The sequence below is a fragment of the Curtobacterium luteum genome, from assembly GCF_014646995.1.
GTDB lineage: Bacteria > Actinomycetota > Actinomycetes > Actinomycetales > Microbacteriaceae > Curtobacterium > Curtobacterium luteum.
The window spans coordinates 87,657-103,739 of sequence record NZ_BMOI01000001.1 but is presented as its reverse complement, the minus strand read 5'-3'; the positions used below and the strand labels follow the sequence as shown (position 1 = coordinate 103,739).

The window sequence follows — 16,083 nt, the reverse complement described above, 5'->3', positions numbered from 1 at the left end:
CCACATGACGGACGGGAGGCCCGGTGCCAGCTGGCACCGGGCCTCCCGTCCGAGCAGCGGTCGCGTCCGTCAGCCGGAGCCGTCAGCGCACGCGCTCCGCGCGTCAGTACAGCGCGCTCGCGAGCCGCCGTCGGGCGGCGACGACGCGGGGCTCGTCGCTGCCGATCAGCTCGAAGTACTCGACCAGCCGGACGCGCAGGGCCTCGCGGTCTGCACCGAACACGGTCGGCACGAGGTCGAGCAACCGGCCGAAGGCGTCGTCGACGTGACCGCCGCTGATGTCGAGGTCGGCGACCGCCATCTGCGCGGCGACGTCCGACGGCCCCGCGGCCGCGGCACTCCGGATCTCGTCGGCCGTGTGCCCCTGCAAGCGGTCGAGCAGCGACACCTGCGCGAGCCCGGCGACGGCCATCTGGTCGTGCGGGTCCTGCGCGATCGCGGTCGTGTACTCCTGGATCGCCGTGGCGTAGTCGCCCTGCTCGATCGCGTCGTACGCGGCCTGGTGGTGCGGCGGCAGCGGCTCCGGCTCGGGCTCGCCCTGGTCGGCGGCGTCCACCGGGGCGGCGCCGTCCACCGCGACCCGACCCGACACGCCGTTCTGCTCCGCGGCCGCGAGGACCTGCTCGTACACGTCGCGCACCTGCGCCTCGGGCAGCGCGCCGACGAACAGCCCGAGGGGCCGGCCGCCGATGAGCGCGGCGACCGTGGGGATCGACTGCGCCTGGAAGGCCTGCACGAGCTGCGGGTTCGTGTCGGCGTCCACCTTGGCGAGGAGGACCCGTCCGTCGTACTCGGCGGTGAGCTGCTCGAGGATCGGCGACAGCTGCTTGCACGGCCCGCACCACTCGGCCCAGATGTCCACGATGACCGGGACGATGGTCGAGAGCTGCAGGACGTCCTGGAACGTCTGGTCGGTGACGTCGAGGACGAGCGACGGCACGGTCAGGTCAGCGGCACCGTCGGCAGCAGCGGACACCCCGCCGGCGGGAGCCGCACCGGCCGGAGCGCCACCCGCGCCCGGCGCGGTCGGGGCCGTGGCCGCCGGGCGCTGTGCGCGGTCGACGAGGGACGACAGGTCGACCGCGCCGCGGAGGCCGGACGGGGTCGGGGGGACGTTGCTCATTGGACCTCACTCGCGGCGGTCAGGCCCTGCGTGAAGCCGAGCAGGACCGCCTTCTCATCGGAGCCGACGGGCGGCACGTAGAACAGGACCTGCACGCCGTATGTGGCGCTGATGCCCTTCTTGCTGGAGTCGACGCCCGAGAGCGCCTTCACGGCCCCCTCGGTGTTCACCTCGGCGCCGGACGCCGTGGGCGTGACCTTCTCGACCTCGTCGAGGTCGGCGGAGACGAGCGCACCGGCCTTGTCGGTGGCGAACGCGACGGCACCGTCGTCCGGGATCTCGGACGAGTACTCGATCTTCGCGGTGTCGGGCAGCGCCTTCGCCTTCTTGTCCTTGTAGGCCTTGCCGATCGTCTTCCGGAGCGCGTCGTCCTGCACGGCGAACAGGTCGGCGTACTCGCTCGCGGTGTCCTTCGAGAGGATGTCCGCGTAAGCCGTCGCCACCTGGTCCGGGGCGATCGTCAGGAGCTTGGTGTTCGCGGCCAGCAGGGCAGCACCGATCGAGGTCGGCGCGAGCGTCGGGATCTGCGCGTCGGCCTCCAGCGAGACGTCGTACGCGACCTTGTAGGGGTCGCGGGCGGTCTCCTGCGTGAGGGTCAGCGCCTGCGGTGCGGCCGTCTTGGCCGAGCAGTCCGCCGCGGTGATCGCGAAGATCGTCCGGGGCCAGGTGTCGGTCTGCTGCGGCAGCGCCACGCAGACCTCGTCGGCCGAGATCGCCGGCGGGGCGTCCACGTCGGAGTCCTTCGCGCGGATCGTGTAGTTGGCCTTCCGCAGCTCGAGCGCAGCGCCGGTGAACCGCTGGGCGGCGAGCGTGGCGTCCCGTGCGGCGTCGGCCCGCTTCGCCACGGAGGCCACGCGCTGCACGATGCGGGTGATCTGCTGCTTGGTCGCGGCGACCGGCTCGGCCTGGTCGGCGGCCCCGGTCGCGGTGGCGGTCGGGGTCGGTGACGCTGCGCCGCCCTGCGGCCAGTACTCGGACGAGCACCCGGCGAGGGTCAGGGCGCCGACGAGCAGGACCGGTACCGCGACGAACGCCCGCCGTCCGCGACGACCGCGGCTCGGCACCTGGGCTCCGGCGGCGGCGGCACGGCGGGAGGCGCGGACGCGCGGCGGTCGCGTCCCACCGCTGCGCCGACGCGGGCCCCGGCCACGCCGCTGGTGGAGGACGGCCCAGACGAGCAGCGCGATCCCGCCGAGCAGGAACAACCCGCCGGCGACGAGGAGCGGCCCGACGGACGGCGTCGCCGTGTCTCGGGGCCAGGTCACGGACACGTCGCTCGGGGCTGCGTCCTCGCCGTCGCCCACGATCACGACGGAGACGTCCTGGGGCAGGCGGACCGTGAACTGCCCGGCGCCGTCGTACTCCTGGTACCAGAGGTCACTGCCCTTCGGGTCCGGGACGCTCGTGTCCGTGCCCGTGGTCCGCCCCGTGAGCGAGCCGTCCTGGGCGTCGAAGCGGAGCGTCGTGTGCTCGGCGTCCCCGATCCAGGCCTGGACGTCCGAGGTCGTGCCGTAGGCGGCGAACACGTCACCGGAGCCCCGGACGTTGATCTCCTGGTAGCCGGGGTTGGCGTTCAGCGTCGTGCCCGGGATCACCGTCACCGGGGCGGACGACTTCGCCGTGGACTGCGCGACGAGCGAGGACGGGGGTGCGAAGACGGTGCGCTGACCGACCGCGAGGCCGACCAGCAGCAGGCCGACCACGAAACTGACGATCGCCAGGACGAAGCGCACGGAACTCTCTCCCTACCGCGCCGGGGTGGGGAATCGGCGCCGGATCAGCGGTCCACGATACCGAGCATCCCTGGGGAGTGCATCCCCGCCGGGTGCTCTGCGACTCAGAGTCCTCCGGTCGGGCCCACGCTACGATCGATCCGCGGGCCGCACGGGTCCGCCGGCGAGCACCAGGAGCGACACGTGGCGAACGACGAGGCAGAGTTCGGTTCGGAACTGCGGGGGTACCGCCGCGACGAGGTCGACCGTGCCCTCGGGGACCTCCGCCGCGAGCTCATCAAGTCGAACAAGGACCGCGCGGACGCCGCCAAGGAGATCCGTCTGCTGCAGTCGCGCGTCGCCGACCTCCAGGGTGAGCTCGACGAGGCCGGCACCCCGACGTACAGCGGACTCGGGACCCGCCTCGAGTCGACCCTGCGCGTCGCCGAGGAGCAGTCCACCCGCCTGATCAGCCAGGCCGACATCGACGCCCAGCGTCTCCGTGCGTCCAGCCGTGCGGAAGCCGACCGTCTGGTGCGCGAAGCCAAGGAGGAGGCCCGAGAGACCCTCGAGGACGCCCGTGCCCGCGCCACCGACGAACTCCACCGTGCCCGGGCCGAGGCCGCGGACACGGTCGAGCGCGCCCGTGCCGAGGCCGGTCTCCTGCTGCAGGACGCGCGCAACGAGGGCGCCGCGGTCCGCGGCGCGGCCGTCACCGAGGCCGCCGAGGTCCGCTCGGTCGCGATCCGTGAGACCAACGCCCTCCGCGCGCGGGTCGAGCACGAGGTCGCCGAACTCCGCGAGACCGCGCACCGCGAGTCCGCCGACGCCCGGGCCGCCGCGGCCGACCTCGACCGCGAGACGGAACACCGCCGTTCGGTGTTCGAGGCCGACCACGCCCGTCGTGTCGAGGACCTCGACCGCACGGAGACCGAGCGCCGCGCCGCGCTCGAGCGCGAACTCACCGAGGCCCGCGCGGCCTGGCAGCACGAGCGTGACGAGCAGCAGCGCGTGCACGCCCTCGAGCTCGAGACCGGCCGCGCCGACCTCGCAGCCGAGGTCGAGCGCCGCCGTGCCGACCTCGACACCGAGCTCGCCGACCGCCGCCGCGACACCGAGGAGCAGCTCGCCGCCGCGCGCGCCGAGTGGGAGCGTGAACTCGCGACCGCCCGGACGTCCCTCGAGCAGGAGGTCGAGGCCGCCCGCGCCCAGCTCCGCGTCGACGAGGAGCAGACCCGCGCTGAGAACGCGCGGCTCGTGCAGGAGATTGAGGACCGCATCGCCCGCGAGCTCGAGGAGCACCGGACGCGCATCGAACGGGAGCGGGCCGAGGCCGAGACCGCAGCCGAGCGGGCCTCGCGCGACCACGAGGCCGAGCTCGCCGCCCGACGCGAGCGCGAGCACGGCGAGCTCGACACCGAGATCGCCGACCGCCGTGCCGCGGACATCGGCTCCCTCGAAGCCGAGCGCACCGCACTGCGGCAGGAGATCGACACCGCCCGGGCCGCCCTCGCGCGCGAGCGGGACGAAGCTGCCGCGGAGATCGCTCGGATGCGTGACGATGCCCGGACGACGCTCGAGTCCGAGCTCGCCGCGCGTCGCGACGACGCCGAGCAGGAGTACCTGCAGAAGCACCACGAGACCGTGACCGAGACGCAGAAGTACCTCGACGAGGCGAACCTGCAGCTCGCCGAGGCCACCCGGCGGGCGAGCGAGGCCCGGGAGCGAGCGGAGCGCCTGCAGCAGGAGGCCGACGACCTCGAGCGCACCAGCACCGCCGAGGCGCAGGAGCACGCACGCACGATCGTCGCGGATGCACAGGAGCGGGTGCACCGCATGGTCGAGGACGCCGAGTCCCGGACCGCGGGCATCGTCGCGGACGCGGAGGACCGCCTCGCCGCGATCCGCACCGAGCGTGACGCGGTGGCCGGCTACCTCGAGAACTTGCGGGGCGTGCTGACGCACGCCACGGGTCTCCTCGGCGACCCGGGCGCACTCGCGGCCGTCCGCCAGACGCCGGACGCCGGAGCGGACGCCGAGCACGACGCCGACGAGCCCCAGGACGTCGACGCGCGCTGACATCGAGACGGACGGGAGGCCCGTGGCGGCGTCGCCACGGGCCTCCCGTCCGTACCGGGGTCGCGTCCGCACCGTCGATGCATCTGGGCGACCCGAGCGACCGCCGCGCCCGTCAGGCGGGCCAGTGCGTCGGCAGCGGGGTGCTCCCGGGCACGACGAGTTCCGCGATGCGGTCGAGGACGATGCGCACGTACCGCTCCCCCACCCACAGGTGCTTCGCACCCTCGATCGGCTCGACGCGCACGTTCGGTGCCAGCGCGAACCGCGCTGCGGCGGCGTCGGGGCGCAGGAAGTCGTCGTGCTCCGGGACGAGTGCGACGACCGGGATGCCCGCGCCCGCCCACGCGGCGAGCTCCTCGTCGCTGGTGCGGTGCAGCGGCGGCGACAGCAGGACGACGCCCGCGATGGTGCCGGCGCGGACGTGCTCCAGGGCGTGCTTGAGGATGACCTCGGTGCCGAACGACCACCCGACGAGCCACGGCGTCGGGAGCCCGCGGTCGACGACGTCGGCGACCGCCGCGCGGAGGTCGAAGCCCTCGGAGACACCGTCGCCGAAGGTGCCCTCGGACGTCCCGCGGGGGGAACTGACCGACCGGAAGTTGAAGCGCAGCACCGCGATGTCGGCGAGGGCCGGCAGGCGCGCGGCCGCCTTCTTGAGCACGTGCGAGTCCATGAACCCCTGCGCGGTCGGCAGCGGGTGGAGGGTCACGATCGTGCCCCGAGCCGGCCGACCGTCCGGCTCGGCGAGTTCCCCGACGAGCGTGAGGTGGTCGTCGGTCACGAGCTCGACGTCGGTCCGACGAGCGGGCAGCTCGGTGCCCGAGCGGATCTCGATCGGCTCCTGCGGCGTCGGGTCGTCGGTCGGGTGCACGGTCATGCGATGCTCCAGCAGTGGTTGTGCCAGTGGCGCCGGGACGCCAGGTCGGCTTCGTCGCCGAGGACGCCGTCCGCACGCCAGACGACGACGTGCGCGGTGCCCGGCATCACCGTGCCGCCGCAGCCGGGGCAGACGTACTCCTTCTGCGCCGACGCGGCGGAGACGGGCTGCACCGTGTACTCACGGCCGCGCCGGACCTCGGTCCGCCTCCAGCCGCTCATGAGTCGGTCGAGGCCGGACTCCTCGTCGGGTTCGGGCCCGCGACCGTGCGGTCGCCGCGGCCGGTTGCTCCGCGGCACCCCGGCTGCCGATCAGTACCAGTTGTTGGCGACGCTGTGGGCCCAGGCACCGCAGGGGGTGCCGTAGACACCGGAGATGTAGTTGAGACCCCAGGTGATCTGCGTGGCCGGGTTGGTCTGCCAGTCGGCGCCCGCGGAGGCCATCTTGCTGCCGGGGAGCGCCTGCGGGATGCCGTACGCACCACTCGGGTTGTAGGCGTTGACCCGCCAGCCGGACTCCTTGTTCCAGAGCGAGACGAGGCAGTTGTACTGGTCGGTCCCCCATCCACGGGCGGAGACCATCTGCTGGGCGATCGCCTGCGCGCTGCCCGGGTCGGGCGTGGCCGCGGTGGCGGCGAGGGTGTTCGTGGCCGAGACCTGGGTCGACGCAGCCGCGTCGGTGGTGGTGTCGTCCGTGGCCGTGGCGTCTGCGGTCGCGTCGGCCGTCGGGGCTTTGGTCACCTTCGGCTTCGGCACGGTGACGTCGTAGCCGTCGCGCCCGGCGTCGAAGGCCGCGTAGGTGCCGTGCGGCGTGAACTGCTGGGGCGCGGCTGCCGGAGCCTTGGCGAGCACGGCGGACTGCACCGCTGCCTGCGCGACGTCGGGCTGCATCGGGTTGAAGAGGGACCCGCCCACGAACCCGAAGACCGCGAAGAAGGACAGCGCCGGGATCGTCGCACGCTTGCGCATGAACGAGTTCACGCCGCGCATCGGCGCGTCGTGCGCGGGGGCCGCGACGGCCCGCGCGCGACGCTGCTTGACGATGCGCGGGTCGGCCGGCGTCCGCGGGACGGCGTGCGCGACCGAGGCGTCGGACACCCGGTTCGCCGCGACCGACTTCGGCGCGATCGTCACCGGACCGGTGACCTCGGGGACCGTCTGCGGAGCGGCCGTCGCGAGCGACGTGTCCGCGGTGAGGACCGAGGAGCCCACCGTGCGGGTTCGGTTCAGTGCCGCGCGGCGCTCACCCGAGACCGTGCGGTCGAGGTGCTCGCGAGGATCGCGGTCGGAGCTGGAGTCTGCCGTGTGCCTGCCCATGAGTCCGACCAGGATAACGGAAGCATCACGGAAAGCGAAGCACCGGTCACCCGCGCGTCGTCAGCGCACGGCGAGCATGACCTCGACGACCGCGTCGAGGAGTGCGTCCACCTGTGCTTCGCGGTAGCCGCCGTGCTTCGGACGGAACACGACGGACCGGACCTCGGTCAGGCTCAGCGGCTTGCCGTCACGGAAGTAGCCCGCGAGCCGCTCGGCGAAGGCGTCGACGTCCTTCGTGTGGTACCCGGTGCCGAGGAAGCTCGTCCGGGAGAATCGCTGGCCGTCCGGGCGCTCGAGGCGGGCGACGACGTCGGAGGCCTTGGTGCGTGCTTCGGCGTACCAGGCCTTCTGGCCGCTCGAGGCGATCTCGCGCTCACGCTCACGTGCGGCGAAGGCGTCCTCGAGGCGTTCGAGCGCGGCGTCGACGTGCGCGGTGGAGTAGCCGCCCTTGCGCATCGAGAACGCGGTCGCCCGGATCTTCGCGGCCTCGAGACCCGGCTCGGTGTCGTTCGCCGTGTAGGCACGACGTGCATCCTCGAGGAAGCGCTCGACCTCGTCGACGTCGTACCCGAGGGTCTTGCGTGCTGCGTTCGGGAAGGTGGTGGCCACGGCGACATTCTGCCAGGACCGTTCCCTGGTGCGACCTGGACGCGCGGACGGGGGCGCTCAGGCTCGCGCTCGACCGACGGCTGGCGGTCTGCGCTCGCGGCGCAGGACCGCGCTCGCGCCTCAGTGGTTGACGATGAGGTACAGCACGTAGGCGACCGCGGCCGACGGCAGGATGCTGTCGATCCGGTCGAGCAGCCCACCGTGCCCGGGGAGGAACGACGAGATGTCCTTGATCCCGAGGTCGCGCTTGATCATCGACTCGGTGAGGTCCCCCAGCGTCGCGGAGCCGGAGATCAGGACGCCCAGGACCACCCCGGTCCACCAGGGCAGTCCGAGGAGCAGCCAGCTCACGATGATCCCGACGACGATGCTCGCGGCGACCGACCCCGCGAAGCCCTCCCACGTCTTCTTCGGGCTGATGCGCGGCGCCATCGGGTGCTTGCCGAGGTTGAGCCCGGTCGCGTAGGCCCCGGTGTCGACCGCGACAACCACGAGGATGAACGCGATCACCCAGAACTGCCCGTCCCGTTGTGCGGAGAGCAGGACGACGCAGGCGCCGAGCAGCGAGATGTACGCCTGCACGAACAACCCGTTCGTCAGGTCACGGACGACGTTCCCCGCAGGCGGCTTCGTCCGGGCCGTCGCGACCTCGACGAGCCGCCAGGCGCTGATCAGCACGATGCCGCCGAGGAGCGTGAAGAGCGCCGCCGCCTGACCGAACAGGAACGCCGCCGGGACGACCGCGATCGCCACGGCGACGCTCGGGATCCGCGGCACGTCGCGCCCGGCGAAGCGCATGGCGCTCGCGAGCTCGTACACGCCGACGCCGAGCAGGAACGCCGCGACCACCATGAACGCGGGCTTCCAGATGAGGAGCGCCCCGAGCATGACGACCGCGAACGCGAGCGCGATGCCGATCGCCGCGGGCAGGTTTCGCCCGGTCCGCGCCGTCAGTGCTTCGTTCCGCGCGTCGAAGTCCGCCCGGCGCTGCCGGATCGACGCCTCGAAGTCGGACCTCGCCGCCCGAGCCCGGGCGTCGAAGTCCGACCGCGCGGCCCGTGCCCGGGCGTCGAGGTCGTGTCGGAGTCCGCGCTTGGCGGGTTCCTCGGTCGTGGGGCGCTCAGCGCCCTGGTCGTGACGACGCATCAGACCTCGAGGAGTTCGGCTTCCTTCTTCTTCAGCGCGTCGTCGATCTGGTCGACGTGCTTCTTCGTCACGACGTCGAGCTCCTTGTCGGCGCGGGCGATCTCGTCGTCCGAGATCTCGCCCTTCAGCGCGTCGAGGTCGTCCTTGGCCTTGCGACGGATGTTGCGCACGACGACCTTGTGGTCTTCACCCTTGCCGCGGACGAGCTTCACGAACTCCTTGCGGCGGTCCTGGGTGAGCTCCGGGATCGTCACGCGGACGACCTCGCCGTCGTTCGACGGGCTGGCGCCGAGGTTCGGGAACGTCGCGATCGCGCGCTCGATCTCCTTGAGCGCGGACTTGTCGTACGGCGTCACCACGAGGGTGCGCGCCTCCGGCGTCTGCATGCCGGCGAGCTGCGCGAGCGGCGTCGGGGTGCCGTAGTAGTCGACCGGGATCTTCTGGAAGAGCGCGGCGTTGATCCGCCCGGTGCGGACGGTCGAGAAGTCGTCCTTGGCGACCTCCACGGCCTTCGCCATCTTCTCGGTGGCTTCGGTCAGGACATCACTGATCACGGTGGTTCTCCTTCGGTACTGCGTCGAGTCTAGTCAGCGGTCGAGGTCAGTTGCTGACCACCGTGCCGATGCGCTCGCCCCGGATGGCCGCCGCGACGTTGCCCTCGCCCTCCATGCCGAAGACGTGCATCGGCATGCCGTTGTCCATGCAGAGCGAGAACGCGGTGGCGTCGACGACCTTGAGGCCCTTGAGGAGTGCGTCCTGGTAGGTCACGTGGTGCAGCTTCTCGGCCGAGGCGTCCTTCTTCGGGTCGGCGGTGTACACGCCGTCGACGCCGTTCTTCGCGACGAGGACCTCGTGCGCGTCGATCTCCAGCGCCCGCTGCGCCGCGACCGTGTCGGTCGAGAAGTAGGGCAGGCCCGCACCCGCGCCGAAGATGACGATCCGGCCCTTCTCGAGGCGCCGCTCGGCGCGCCGCGGGATGTACGGCTCCGCGACCTGGGTCATGCTGATCGCCGACTGCACGCGGGTCGCGGCTCCCGCCTGCTCGAGGAAGTCCTGCAGGGCGAGCGCGTTCATGACGGTGCCGAGCATGCCCATGTAGTCGGCACGCCCGCGGTCCATCCCGCGCTGCGAGAGCTCGGCCCCGCGGAAGAAGTTCCCGCCGCCGACCACGATCGCGACCTCGACGTCCTGTGCGGCGGCCGCGATCTCCTTCGCGATCGTGCTGATGACGTCCGGGTTCACCCCGAGCGACCCGGCGCCGAACGCCTCCCCCGACAGCTTCAGCAGGACGCGGCGCCGTCCGGTCTTCTCGTTCGTCATGTGGTCGCACCCTTCGTCGAATGTCTCGTGGGAATCTACTCGCGCACCCCACGGCGCGCGAAAAACGGGGCCCGGAACCAGGTGTTGGTTCCGAGCCCCGTCACGGGTTCGTTACGCGCCGACCTTGACGCGGGCGAAGCCCTGGATCGTGATGCCGGCGTTCTCGGCGGCCTTCGCGACGGAGATCTTGTTGTCCTTCGCGTAGTCCTGCTCGAGGAGCGCGACCTGCTTGCGGTACGCGTTCAGACGACCCTCGACGATCTTCGGGAGGGCGGCCTCCGGCTTGCCCTCCTCGCGCGTGATCGCCTCGACGGTCGCGCGCTCCTTCTCGATGTCCTCGGCCGGGATCTCGTCACGGGTGAGGAACGTCGGGTTCGCGAACGCGATGTGCTGCGCGATCGAGCGTGCCTCGGCCGCGTTGTCACCCTCGTAGGCGACGACGACGGCGATCTGCGGCGGGAGGTCCTGCGACGTCTTGTGCAGGTAGATCTCGAAGGCCGAGCCCTCGACACGGCGGACCGTGCGGATCTCGATCTTCTCGCCGAGCTGCGCGGCGGCCTCGTTCACGACGTCGAGGACGGTCTTGCCGTCGACCTCGGCGGCGTTCGCGGACGCGACGTCGGTCGCGTCCGCGGCGGCGACGGCCGCGAGGACCTTGTCGCCGAGCGCGACGAAGCGCTCGTTCTTCGCGACGAAGTCGGTCTCGCTGGCGAGCTCGACGACGGTCGCGGCGCCGTTCGCGGCCGAGGCCACGACGATGCCCTCGGAGGTGGCGCGGTCGTCGCGCTTGGCGACGGCCTTGGCACCCTTGATGCGGAGGAGCTCGACGGCCTTGTCGTAGTCGCCGTCGGCCTCGACGAGCGCGTTCTTGGCGTCCATCATGCCGGCGCCGAGGTCGTCACGGAGCTTCTTCACGTCAGCAGCGGTGAAGTTTGCCATTGACTGGAGTCCTTTCTGGACTTGCGTGTGTGGGACGTGGAGAGGGGCGTCGGACCGGTCCGGTCCGACGCCCCCGGATGTCACTCGGCGGAGGTGGCGTCCGCGTTCTTGGAGGCCTCGGCGACGGGCTCGCCGATCTCCTTCTCGGCGACCTGCGCGTCGGCGTCGTTCTCCTCGACCGGCGTCTCGGCGGTCGGGGCCTCGGCAGCGGGCGCCTCGGCAGCGGCCGGCGCGGCCTGCTCGCCACCGAGGAGCTCCTGCTCCCACTCGGCGAGCGGCTCGGCCTCGTCCTCGTCGCCGCCGTTGTGGCGGGTCTTGAGGCCCTCGGCCGCGGCGTCGGCGACGATGCGGGTCAGGAGACCGACGGAGCGGATCGCGTCGTCGTTGCCCGGGATCGGGTACGTGATCTCGTCGGGGTCGCAGTTGGTGTCGAGGATGCCGATGATCGGGATCCCGAGCTTCTGCGCCTCGTCGACCGCGAGGTGCTCCTTCTTGGTGTCGACGATCCAGAGCGCGCTCGGGGTCCGCGTGAGGTTGCGGATGCCGCCGAGGGTCTTGTGGAGCTTGTCCAGCTCGCGCTTCTTGATGAGGAGCTCCTTCTTGGTGAAGCCCTTCGTCGTGTCGTCGAAGTCGATCTCCTCGAGCTCCTTCATGCGCGCGAGGCGCTTGGAGACCGTCTGGAAGTTCGTGAGCAGACCGCCGAGCCAACGCTGGTTGACGTACGGCTGGCCGACGCGGGTCGCCTGCTCGGCGATGGAGCCCTGCGCCTGCTTCTTGGTGCCCACGAAGAGGATCGTGCCGCCGTGCGCGACCGTCTCCTTGACGAAGTCGTAGGCGCGGTCGATGAAGGACAGCGACTGCTGGAGGTCGATGATGTGGATGCCCGAGCGCTCGGCGAGGATGAATCGCTTCACCTTCGGGTTCCACCGACGGGTCTGGTGTCCGAAGTGGACGCCGCTGTCGAGCAGCTGGCGGATGGTGACGACGGCCATGCCGTCCCTCCTTGTTCTCGGCGCGCGGCTGTTCGAGCCGCGTGCACGGTTGCGGTTGTGTCGGTCACGACCGGTGGTCGTGGCCCCTGGTGCCCCACCCCGGACGGCCGCCCGCTCGCGAGAGCGGGACCGGTGGCCGTGGGGTGCGTGTGGACACGCGAAGTCAGCGCGCTCAGCGCGCTGCTGGACACATGCTAACAGACAGGGCCCCTGTCGCCGGTACCGGCACGACGCGCCAGCGGCGTGTCGGCCGTGCCGACAGGGAGAGGCGCGGTGCGGGACGGACCCGCACCGCGCCTCCCGGCCGGTGGTGACGCTGGTGCGTCAGGCCTTGGCGTCCACCGTCTCACCCTCGGCCGTGATGCCCATCTCCTCGAGCGAGCGGCCCTTCGTCTCCGGGATCTTCTTGATGACGAAGAAGAGCGACAGCAGCGCGAACAGGGCGTAGATGCCGTAGGTGACCGTGAGGTTGAACCCGGACAGGACCGGGAACGTGATCGTGACCAGGAAGTTCGCGATCCAGTTCGCGGCCGACCCGACGCCCAGCGCCGTGGCCCGGATGCGGTTCGGGAACATCTCGCCGAGGAGCACCCACATGAGCGGACCCCACGTTGCACCGAACGACACCACGAACAGGTTCGCGAAGATCAGCGCGATGACGCCCCAGGCGCCCGGGAGCTGCGGCTCTCCGTTCACGATGGTCGCCTGCGAGAACGCGATCGCGACCATCGCGAGCGACACGAACATGCCCGAGGACCCGGCGACGAGCAGCGGCTTCCGGCCGAGCTTGTCGACCGTGAAGATCGCGATGAACGTCACCGCGACGTTGACGACCGAGGTGATGGTCGAGATGAGGAACGACTGCTCCTCCTTGAAGCCGACGGCCTGCCAGAGCGTCGTCGAGTAGTAGAAGATCACGTTGATGCCGACGAACTGCTGCAGCACGGCGAGGATGATCCCGACCCAGACGATCGGCTGCAGGCCGAAGCGGTTGCCCCGGATGGAGCCCTTCTTCTCGTTGGCTTCCTTCTCGATGCCGTCCTGGATCTCCTCGAGGCTGGTGTTGACCGTGTCGCGGGGGACGATCTTCTCCATGACGCCGCGGGCGTCGTCCTTCCGGCCCTTCGCGAGGAGGAAGCGCGGCGACTCCGGCAGCGTGATCGCGAGCACGCCGTAGACGACCGACGGGACCACGCCGACGAGGAACATCCAACGCCAGGCCGCGAGACCCAGCACCTGCTCGGACGCGCCACCGGCGGTGACGGCGAACAGCTGGTCGGAGAGCAGGGCGGCGAAGATACCGAGGGTGATCGCGAGCTGCTGGAACGAGGCGAGACGACCACGGATGGCCTTCGGCGAGACCTCCGAGATGTACGCCGGCGCGATGACCGACGCGGTCCCGATGCCGAGGCCGCCGATGAGCCGCCAGACCACGAGGTCCCAAGTGGCGAAGGCGAACGCGCTGCCGATCGAGCTCACGAAGAACAGGACGGCGGCCCAGAACATCACCCGGGTGCGACCCCAGCGGTCCGCGAGGCGGCCGGCGAAGTAGGCGCCGAACGCACAGCCGATCAGGGCGGAGGCGACCGCGAAGCCGCTCGCGGCGTCGGACAGGCCGAACTCGCCCTTGATCGCGTCGACGGCTCCGTTGATGACGGAGGAGTCGAATCCGAAGAGGAAGCCGCCGACCGCCGCCGCGATGGCGAACAGGGTGACCTTCCCCTTGAACGCACGGTCCTCGCCGTGCTGGGTGGACGTGTTCGACACGGTGCTCCAGGTTCTTGCCGCCGTGCTGGGTGGCGCACGGTGCCCCGGCGGTCGGCTGGTTCGCCGTCCGAGCGGCGTTGCGTGGTCCGGAGCGGCCCCGACTGTACTCCTCGGGCGGCGTGTGGTCATAACCGGTTCGCGGTCGGGGGGCCGCTTCGTCGAAGCGCGCGCGTTTCGACGAAGCGCGCGTCGATCGACTGGTGTTCCGTCGCGCGCGGTGCGCAGGCGGCCACTCACCCGGCGCGCGTTCGGTGTCTCGCGCGGCGTCGCGCGCGGCGTCGCGCGCGGCGTCGCGCGCGGCGCGCTTGCCGTCGGGCGTGCGGCGTCCCGCGCGGCGCGCTTGCCGTCGGGCGTGCGGCGTCCCGCGCGGCGCGCTTCCTCGCGGGCGTGTCCACGCGGCACAGTCCGACTGTCGTCCCTGCACAGGCCGGGAGGCTCGGCGCACCCTCCACAGGCGGCGCCGGGTCCGCCGCGTGGTCGGCTCGACACGCCACGATCGGCGGATGGGAGTTCGGTTGCGGGCGCTGGTGGGGCCCATCACGGGCACGGCGCTCGGCGCGGTGGTGGTCGCGGGCGCGGTGTGGAGTACGGGAGCGGTGTCGTCGGGAGTCGGCACCGGGTCGTCGACAGGCGTGAGATCGGGATCGCCGACGGTCGCGCAGTCGGGGGCGCCGACGGTCGCGCAGTCGGGATCGCCGACGGTCGCGCGGGCGGGGGCGCCGGTGGTCGCGCGCTCCGGATCGCCGACCGCCACGGGCGCTCCCGACGGGAGCGGCGCCGATGCCGGGTCGGTCCGGGAGGGGAACGCGATGTGGGTGTGGCCGACCGGCACGAGGGTCGTGACACGTCCGTGGGAGGCACCGTCGGACGACTACGCCGCCGGACACCGGGGCATCGACGTGCGGGCGCCGATCGGCGCGGTGGCGGTCGCGGTGGCCGCCGGGACCGTGTCGTTCGCGGGCCCGGTCGGCGGCCGGAGCGTGGTGTCGATCGACCACGGCCACGGCCTCGTGAGCACGCTGGACTCGGTGCTCCCCTCGGTGTCCGCCGGCGACGACGTCGACCAGGGCAGCCCCGTCGGGACGGTGACGGTCGGCCACTGTCCGGCCGCCGCGCCGTGCGTGCACCTCGGCGCACGTCTCGACGGCAGGTACACCGACCCGACGCCGTTCCTGCCCGCAGCCGAGTGGCCCGTGCTGCTCCCGGAGTCGGCCTGGCCGGGATGATCGGCCGCGGGCGTCAGGCCCGGGGGTGCGCGGTGCGGTAGACCTCGCGGAGCCGCGCCGACGACACGTGCGTGTAGATCTGGGTCGTCCCGAGGCTCGCGTGCCCGAGCATCTCCTGCACCGCGCGGAGGTCCGCTCCCCCGTCGAGCAGGTGCGTCGCCGCGGTGTGCCGGAAGGTGTGCGGCCCCGCTGGTCCCTCGCCCGGGAGGTCCTCCAACAGCCGGGCGACGATCCGGTAGGCGCTCCGCGTCCCGAGCCGGCCGCCGCGGTCCCCGAGGAACAGCGCCCGCTCGGCGTCAGCAGTGGCAGGGGCAGCGGCAGCGGCAGCGGCCCGGCGTGCTGCGAGGACGGGACGCCCGCGGTCGAGCCAGGCCTCGAGGGCGTCCCGCGCCGGCACACCGAAGGGGACGACCCGCTCCTTCCCGCCCTTGCCGAGCACCCGCACGGTCAGCCGACTCCGGTCGACGTCCAACACGTTCGTCCCCACGAGCTCGCTCACCCGGATCGCCGCGGCGTACAGGAGCTCGACGACCGCCAGGTCACGCAACGCACCGGGATCGTCCGTCTCCGCCCTGGCCGCGAGCCCGTCGAGCATCGTCCGCACCTGGTCGCCCGTGACCACCCGCGGGAGGTGCAAGGCTCCCTTCGGCGCCCGGAGCCGGACGCCGGGGTCGGTCGGCACGACCCCGCTCTCGCTCGCCCACCGCGTGAAGGCCCGCACCGAGGAGGACCGCCGCGCGATCGTGGAGCGCGCGAGCGATCGCTGATCTGCTTCCCACAGCCAGTCGCGGAGCAGTTCGAGTGAGACGTCGTCGACGCTGGCCGCCCCACGTCCGCGCGCGAACCCGACGAACTGCTCGAGGTCGTTCTCGTAGGCGCGGAGTGTCTGCTCGCTGAGCCCGCGCGCGTGCCGGGCGTACCCGAGGAACGCATCGACCACCCGGTCAAGGTCCCTGCCGCTCGCGTCCGTCACGGCC

15 protein-coding genes are annotated in these 16,083 nt (G+C 72.0%); 2 read left to right on the top strand and 13 right to left on the bottom strand.

Annotation, left to right across the window (positions count from 1 at the left end):
* Nucleotides 1-103: 103 nt before the first annotated feature.
* Nucleotides 104-1,123 (bottom strand): tetratricopeptide repeat protein, encoded by a 1,020-nt coding sequence (locus tag IEY20_RS00460; RefSeq protein WP_175329048.1) that lies wholly within the window; start codon nucleotides 1,121-1,123, stop codon nucleotides 104-106.
* The gene (locus IEY20_RS00455; protein ID WP_175329047.1) at nucleotides 1,120-2,856 is read right to left on the bottom strand and encodes a DUF8094 domain-containing protein; all 1,737 of its coding nucleotides are present in this window, start codon (nucleotides 2,854-2,856) and stop codon (nucleotides 1,120-1,122) included. Before IEY20_RS00455 ends, IEY20_RS00460 begins: the two co-directional genes overlap by 4 nt.
* A gap of 183 nt (nucleotides 2,857-3,039) precedes the next feature.
* Between IEY20_RS00455 and IEY20_RS00450 the strand changes: the two genes are divergently transcribed.
* Entirely contained in the window at nucleotides 3,040-4,914 is a 1,875-nt protein-coding gene (locus IEY20_RS00450) for a coiled-coil domain-containing protein (RefSeq protein ID WP_175329046.1), read from the top strand.
* A gap of 112 nt (nucleotides 4,915-5,026) precedes the next feature.
* Here the strand turns inward: IEY20_RS00450 and IEY20_RS00445 are convergent, their stop codons facing one another.
* From IEY20_RS00445 to IEY20_RS00400, 10 genes are all read right to left on the bottom strand, one after another.
* On the bottom strand, nucleotides 5,027-5,791 hold the full coding sequence (locus tag IEY20_RS00445; RefSeq protein WP_175329045.1) for an alpha/beta hydrolase: 765 nt from the start codon (nucleotides 5,789-5,791) through the stop codon (nucleotides 5,027-5,029).
* On the bottom strand, nucleotides 5,788-6,090 hold the full coding sequence (locus IEY20_RS00440; RefSeq protein ID WP_175329044.1) for an Rv1322 family protein: 303 nt from the start codon (nucleotides 6,088-6,090) through the stop codon (nucleotides 5,788-5,790). Before IEY20_RS00440 ends, IEY20_RS00445 begins: the two co-directional genes overlap by 4 nt.
* Before the next feature lie 12 nt (nucleotides 6,091-6,102).
* The gene (locus tag IEY20_RS16980; protein ID WP_229727776.1) at nucleotides 6,103-7,107 is read right to left on the bottom strand and encodes an aggregation-promoting factor C-terminal-like domain-containing protein; all 1,005 of its coding nucleotides are present in this window, start codon (nucleotides 7,105-7,107) and stop codon (nucleotides 6,103-6,105) included.
* Nucleotides 7,108-7,167: 60 nt separating this feature from the next.
* A complete protein-coding gene (locus IEY20_RS00430) occupies nucleotides 7,168-7,716 on the bottom strand; it encodes a DivIVA domain-containing protein (protein ID WP_022904073.1) in 549 nt (182 codons plus the stop codon).
* Nucleotides 7,717-7,836: 120 nt separating this feature from the next.
* Nucleotides 7,837-8,862, bottom strand: coding sequence for a phosphatidate cytidylyltransferase (locus IEY20_RS00425; RefSeq protein WP_229727775.1), 1,026 nt, complete (start codon nucleotides 8,860-8,862; stop codon nucleotides 7,837-7,839).
* Nucleotides 8,862-9,416, bottom strand: coding sequence for a ribosome recycling factor (gene frr / locus IEY20_RS00420; protein WP_022904072.1), 555 nt, complete (start codon nucleotides 9,414-9,416; stop codon nucleotides 8,862-8,864). The genes IEY20_RS00425 and frr overlap by 1 nt, the downstream gene beginning before the upstream one ends.
* A gap of 46 nt (nucleotides 9,417-9,462) precedes the next feature.
* On the bottom strand, nucleotides 9,463-10,182 hold the full coding sequence (pyrH, locus tag IEY20_RS00415) for a UMP kinase (protein WP_175329043.1): 720 nt from the start codon (nucleotides 10,180-10,182) through the stop codon (nucleotides 9,463-9,465).
* Nucleotides 10,183-10,293: 111 nt separating this feature from the next.
* Complete coding sequence (tsf, locus tag IEY20_RS00410; RefSeq protein WP_022904071.1) at nucleotides 10,294-11,121, bottom strand: translation elongation factor Ts; 828 nt, start codon at nucleotides 11,119-11,121, stop codon at nucleotides 10,294-10,296.
* Nucleotides 11,122-11,201: 80 nt separating this feature from the next.
* A complete protein-coding gene (gene rpsB, locus IEY20_RS00405) occupies nucleotides 11,202-12,113 on the bottom strand; it encodes a 30S ribosomal protein S2 (RefSeq protein ID WP_175329042.1) in 912 nt (303 codons plus the stop codon).
* 324 nt (nucleotides 12,114-12,437) lie between these two features.
* Nucleotides 12,438-13,880 carry a sugar porter family MFS transporter gene (locus tag IEY20_RS00400; RefSeq protein WP_022904069.1) on the bottom strand — a complete coding sequence of 481 codons (1,443 nt, stop codon included), beginning with the start codon at nucleotides 13,878-13,880 and terminating at the stop codon, nucleotides 12,438-12,440.
* 839 nt (nucleotides 13,881-14,719) lie between these two features.
* Between IEY20_RS00400 and IEY20_RS00395 the strand changes: the two genes are divergently transcribed.
* Complete coding sequence (locus tag IEY20_RS00395) at nucleotides 14,720-15,106, top strand: M23 family metallopeptidase (protein WP_175329041.1); 387 nt, start codon at nucleotides 14,720-14,722, stop codon at nucleotides 15,104-15,106.
* A gap of 13 nt (nucleotides 15,107-15,119) precedes the next feature.
* Here IEY20_RS00395 and IEY20_RS00390 read toward each other — a convergent pair whose 3' ends face one another.
* Nucleotides 15,120-16,079, bottom strand: coding sequence for a tyrosine recombinase XerC (locus IEY20_RS00390; RefSeq protein ID WP_175329040.1), 960 nt, complete (start codon nucleotides 16,077-16,079; stop codon nucleotides 15,120-15,122).
* Nucleotides 16,080-16,083: the final 4 nt, after the last annotated feature.

What these genes read in the sequence shown, in the direction of transcription:
- IEY20_RS00445 (WP_175329045.1), bottom strand. Translation starts at nt 5,791, where the DNA reads ATGACCGTGCACCCGACCGACGACCCGACGCCGCAGGAGCCGATCGAG.
- tsf (WP_022904071.1), bottom strand. Translation starts at nt 11,121, where the DNA reads ATGGCAAACTTCACCGCTGCTGACGTGAAGAAGCTCCGTGACGACCTC.
- pyrH (WP_175329043.1), bottom strand. Translation starts at nt 10,182, where the DNA reads ATGACGAACGAGAAGACCGGACGGCGCCGCGTCCTGCTGAAGCTGTCG.
- rpsB (WP_175329042.1), bottom strand. Translation starts at nt 12,113, where the DNA reads ATGGCCGTCGTCACCATCCGCCAGCTGCTCGACAGCGGCGTCCACTTC.
- IEY20_RS00460 (WP_175329048.1), bottom strand. Translation starts at nt 1,123, where the DNA reads ATGAGCAACGTCCCCCCGACCCCGTCCGGCCTCCGCGGCGCGGTCGAC.
- IEY20_RS16980 (WP_229727776.1), bottom strand. Translation starts at nt 7,107, where the DNA reads ATGGGCAGGCACACGGCAGACTCCAGCTCCGACCGCGATCCTCGCGAG.
- IEY20_RS00425 (WP_229727775.1), bottom strand. Translation starts at nt 8,862, where the DNA reads ATGCGTCGTCACGACCAGGGCGCTGAGCGCCCCACGACCGAGGAACCC.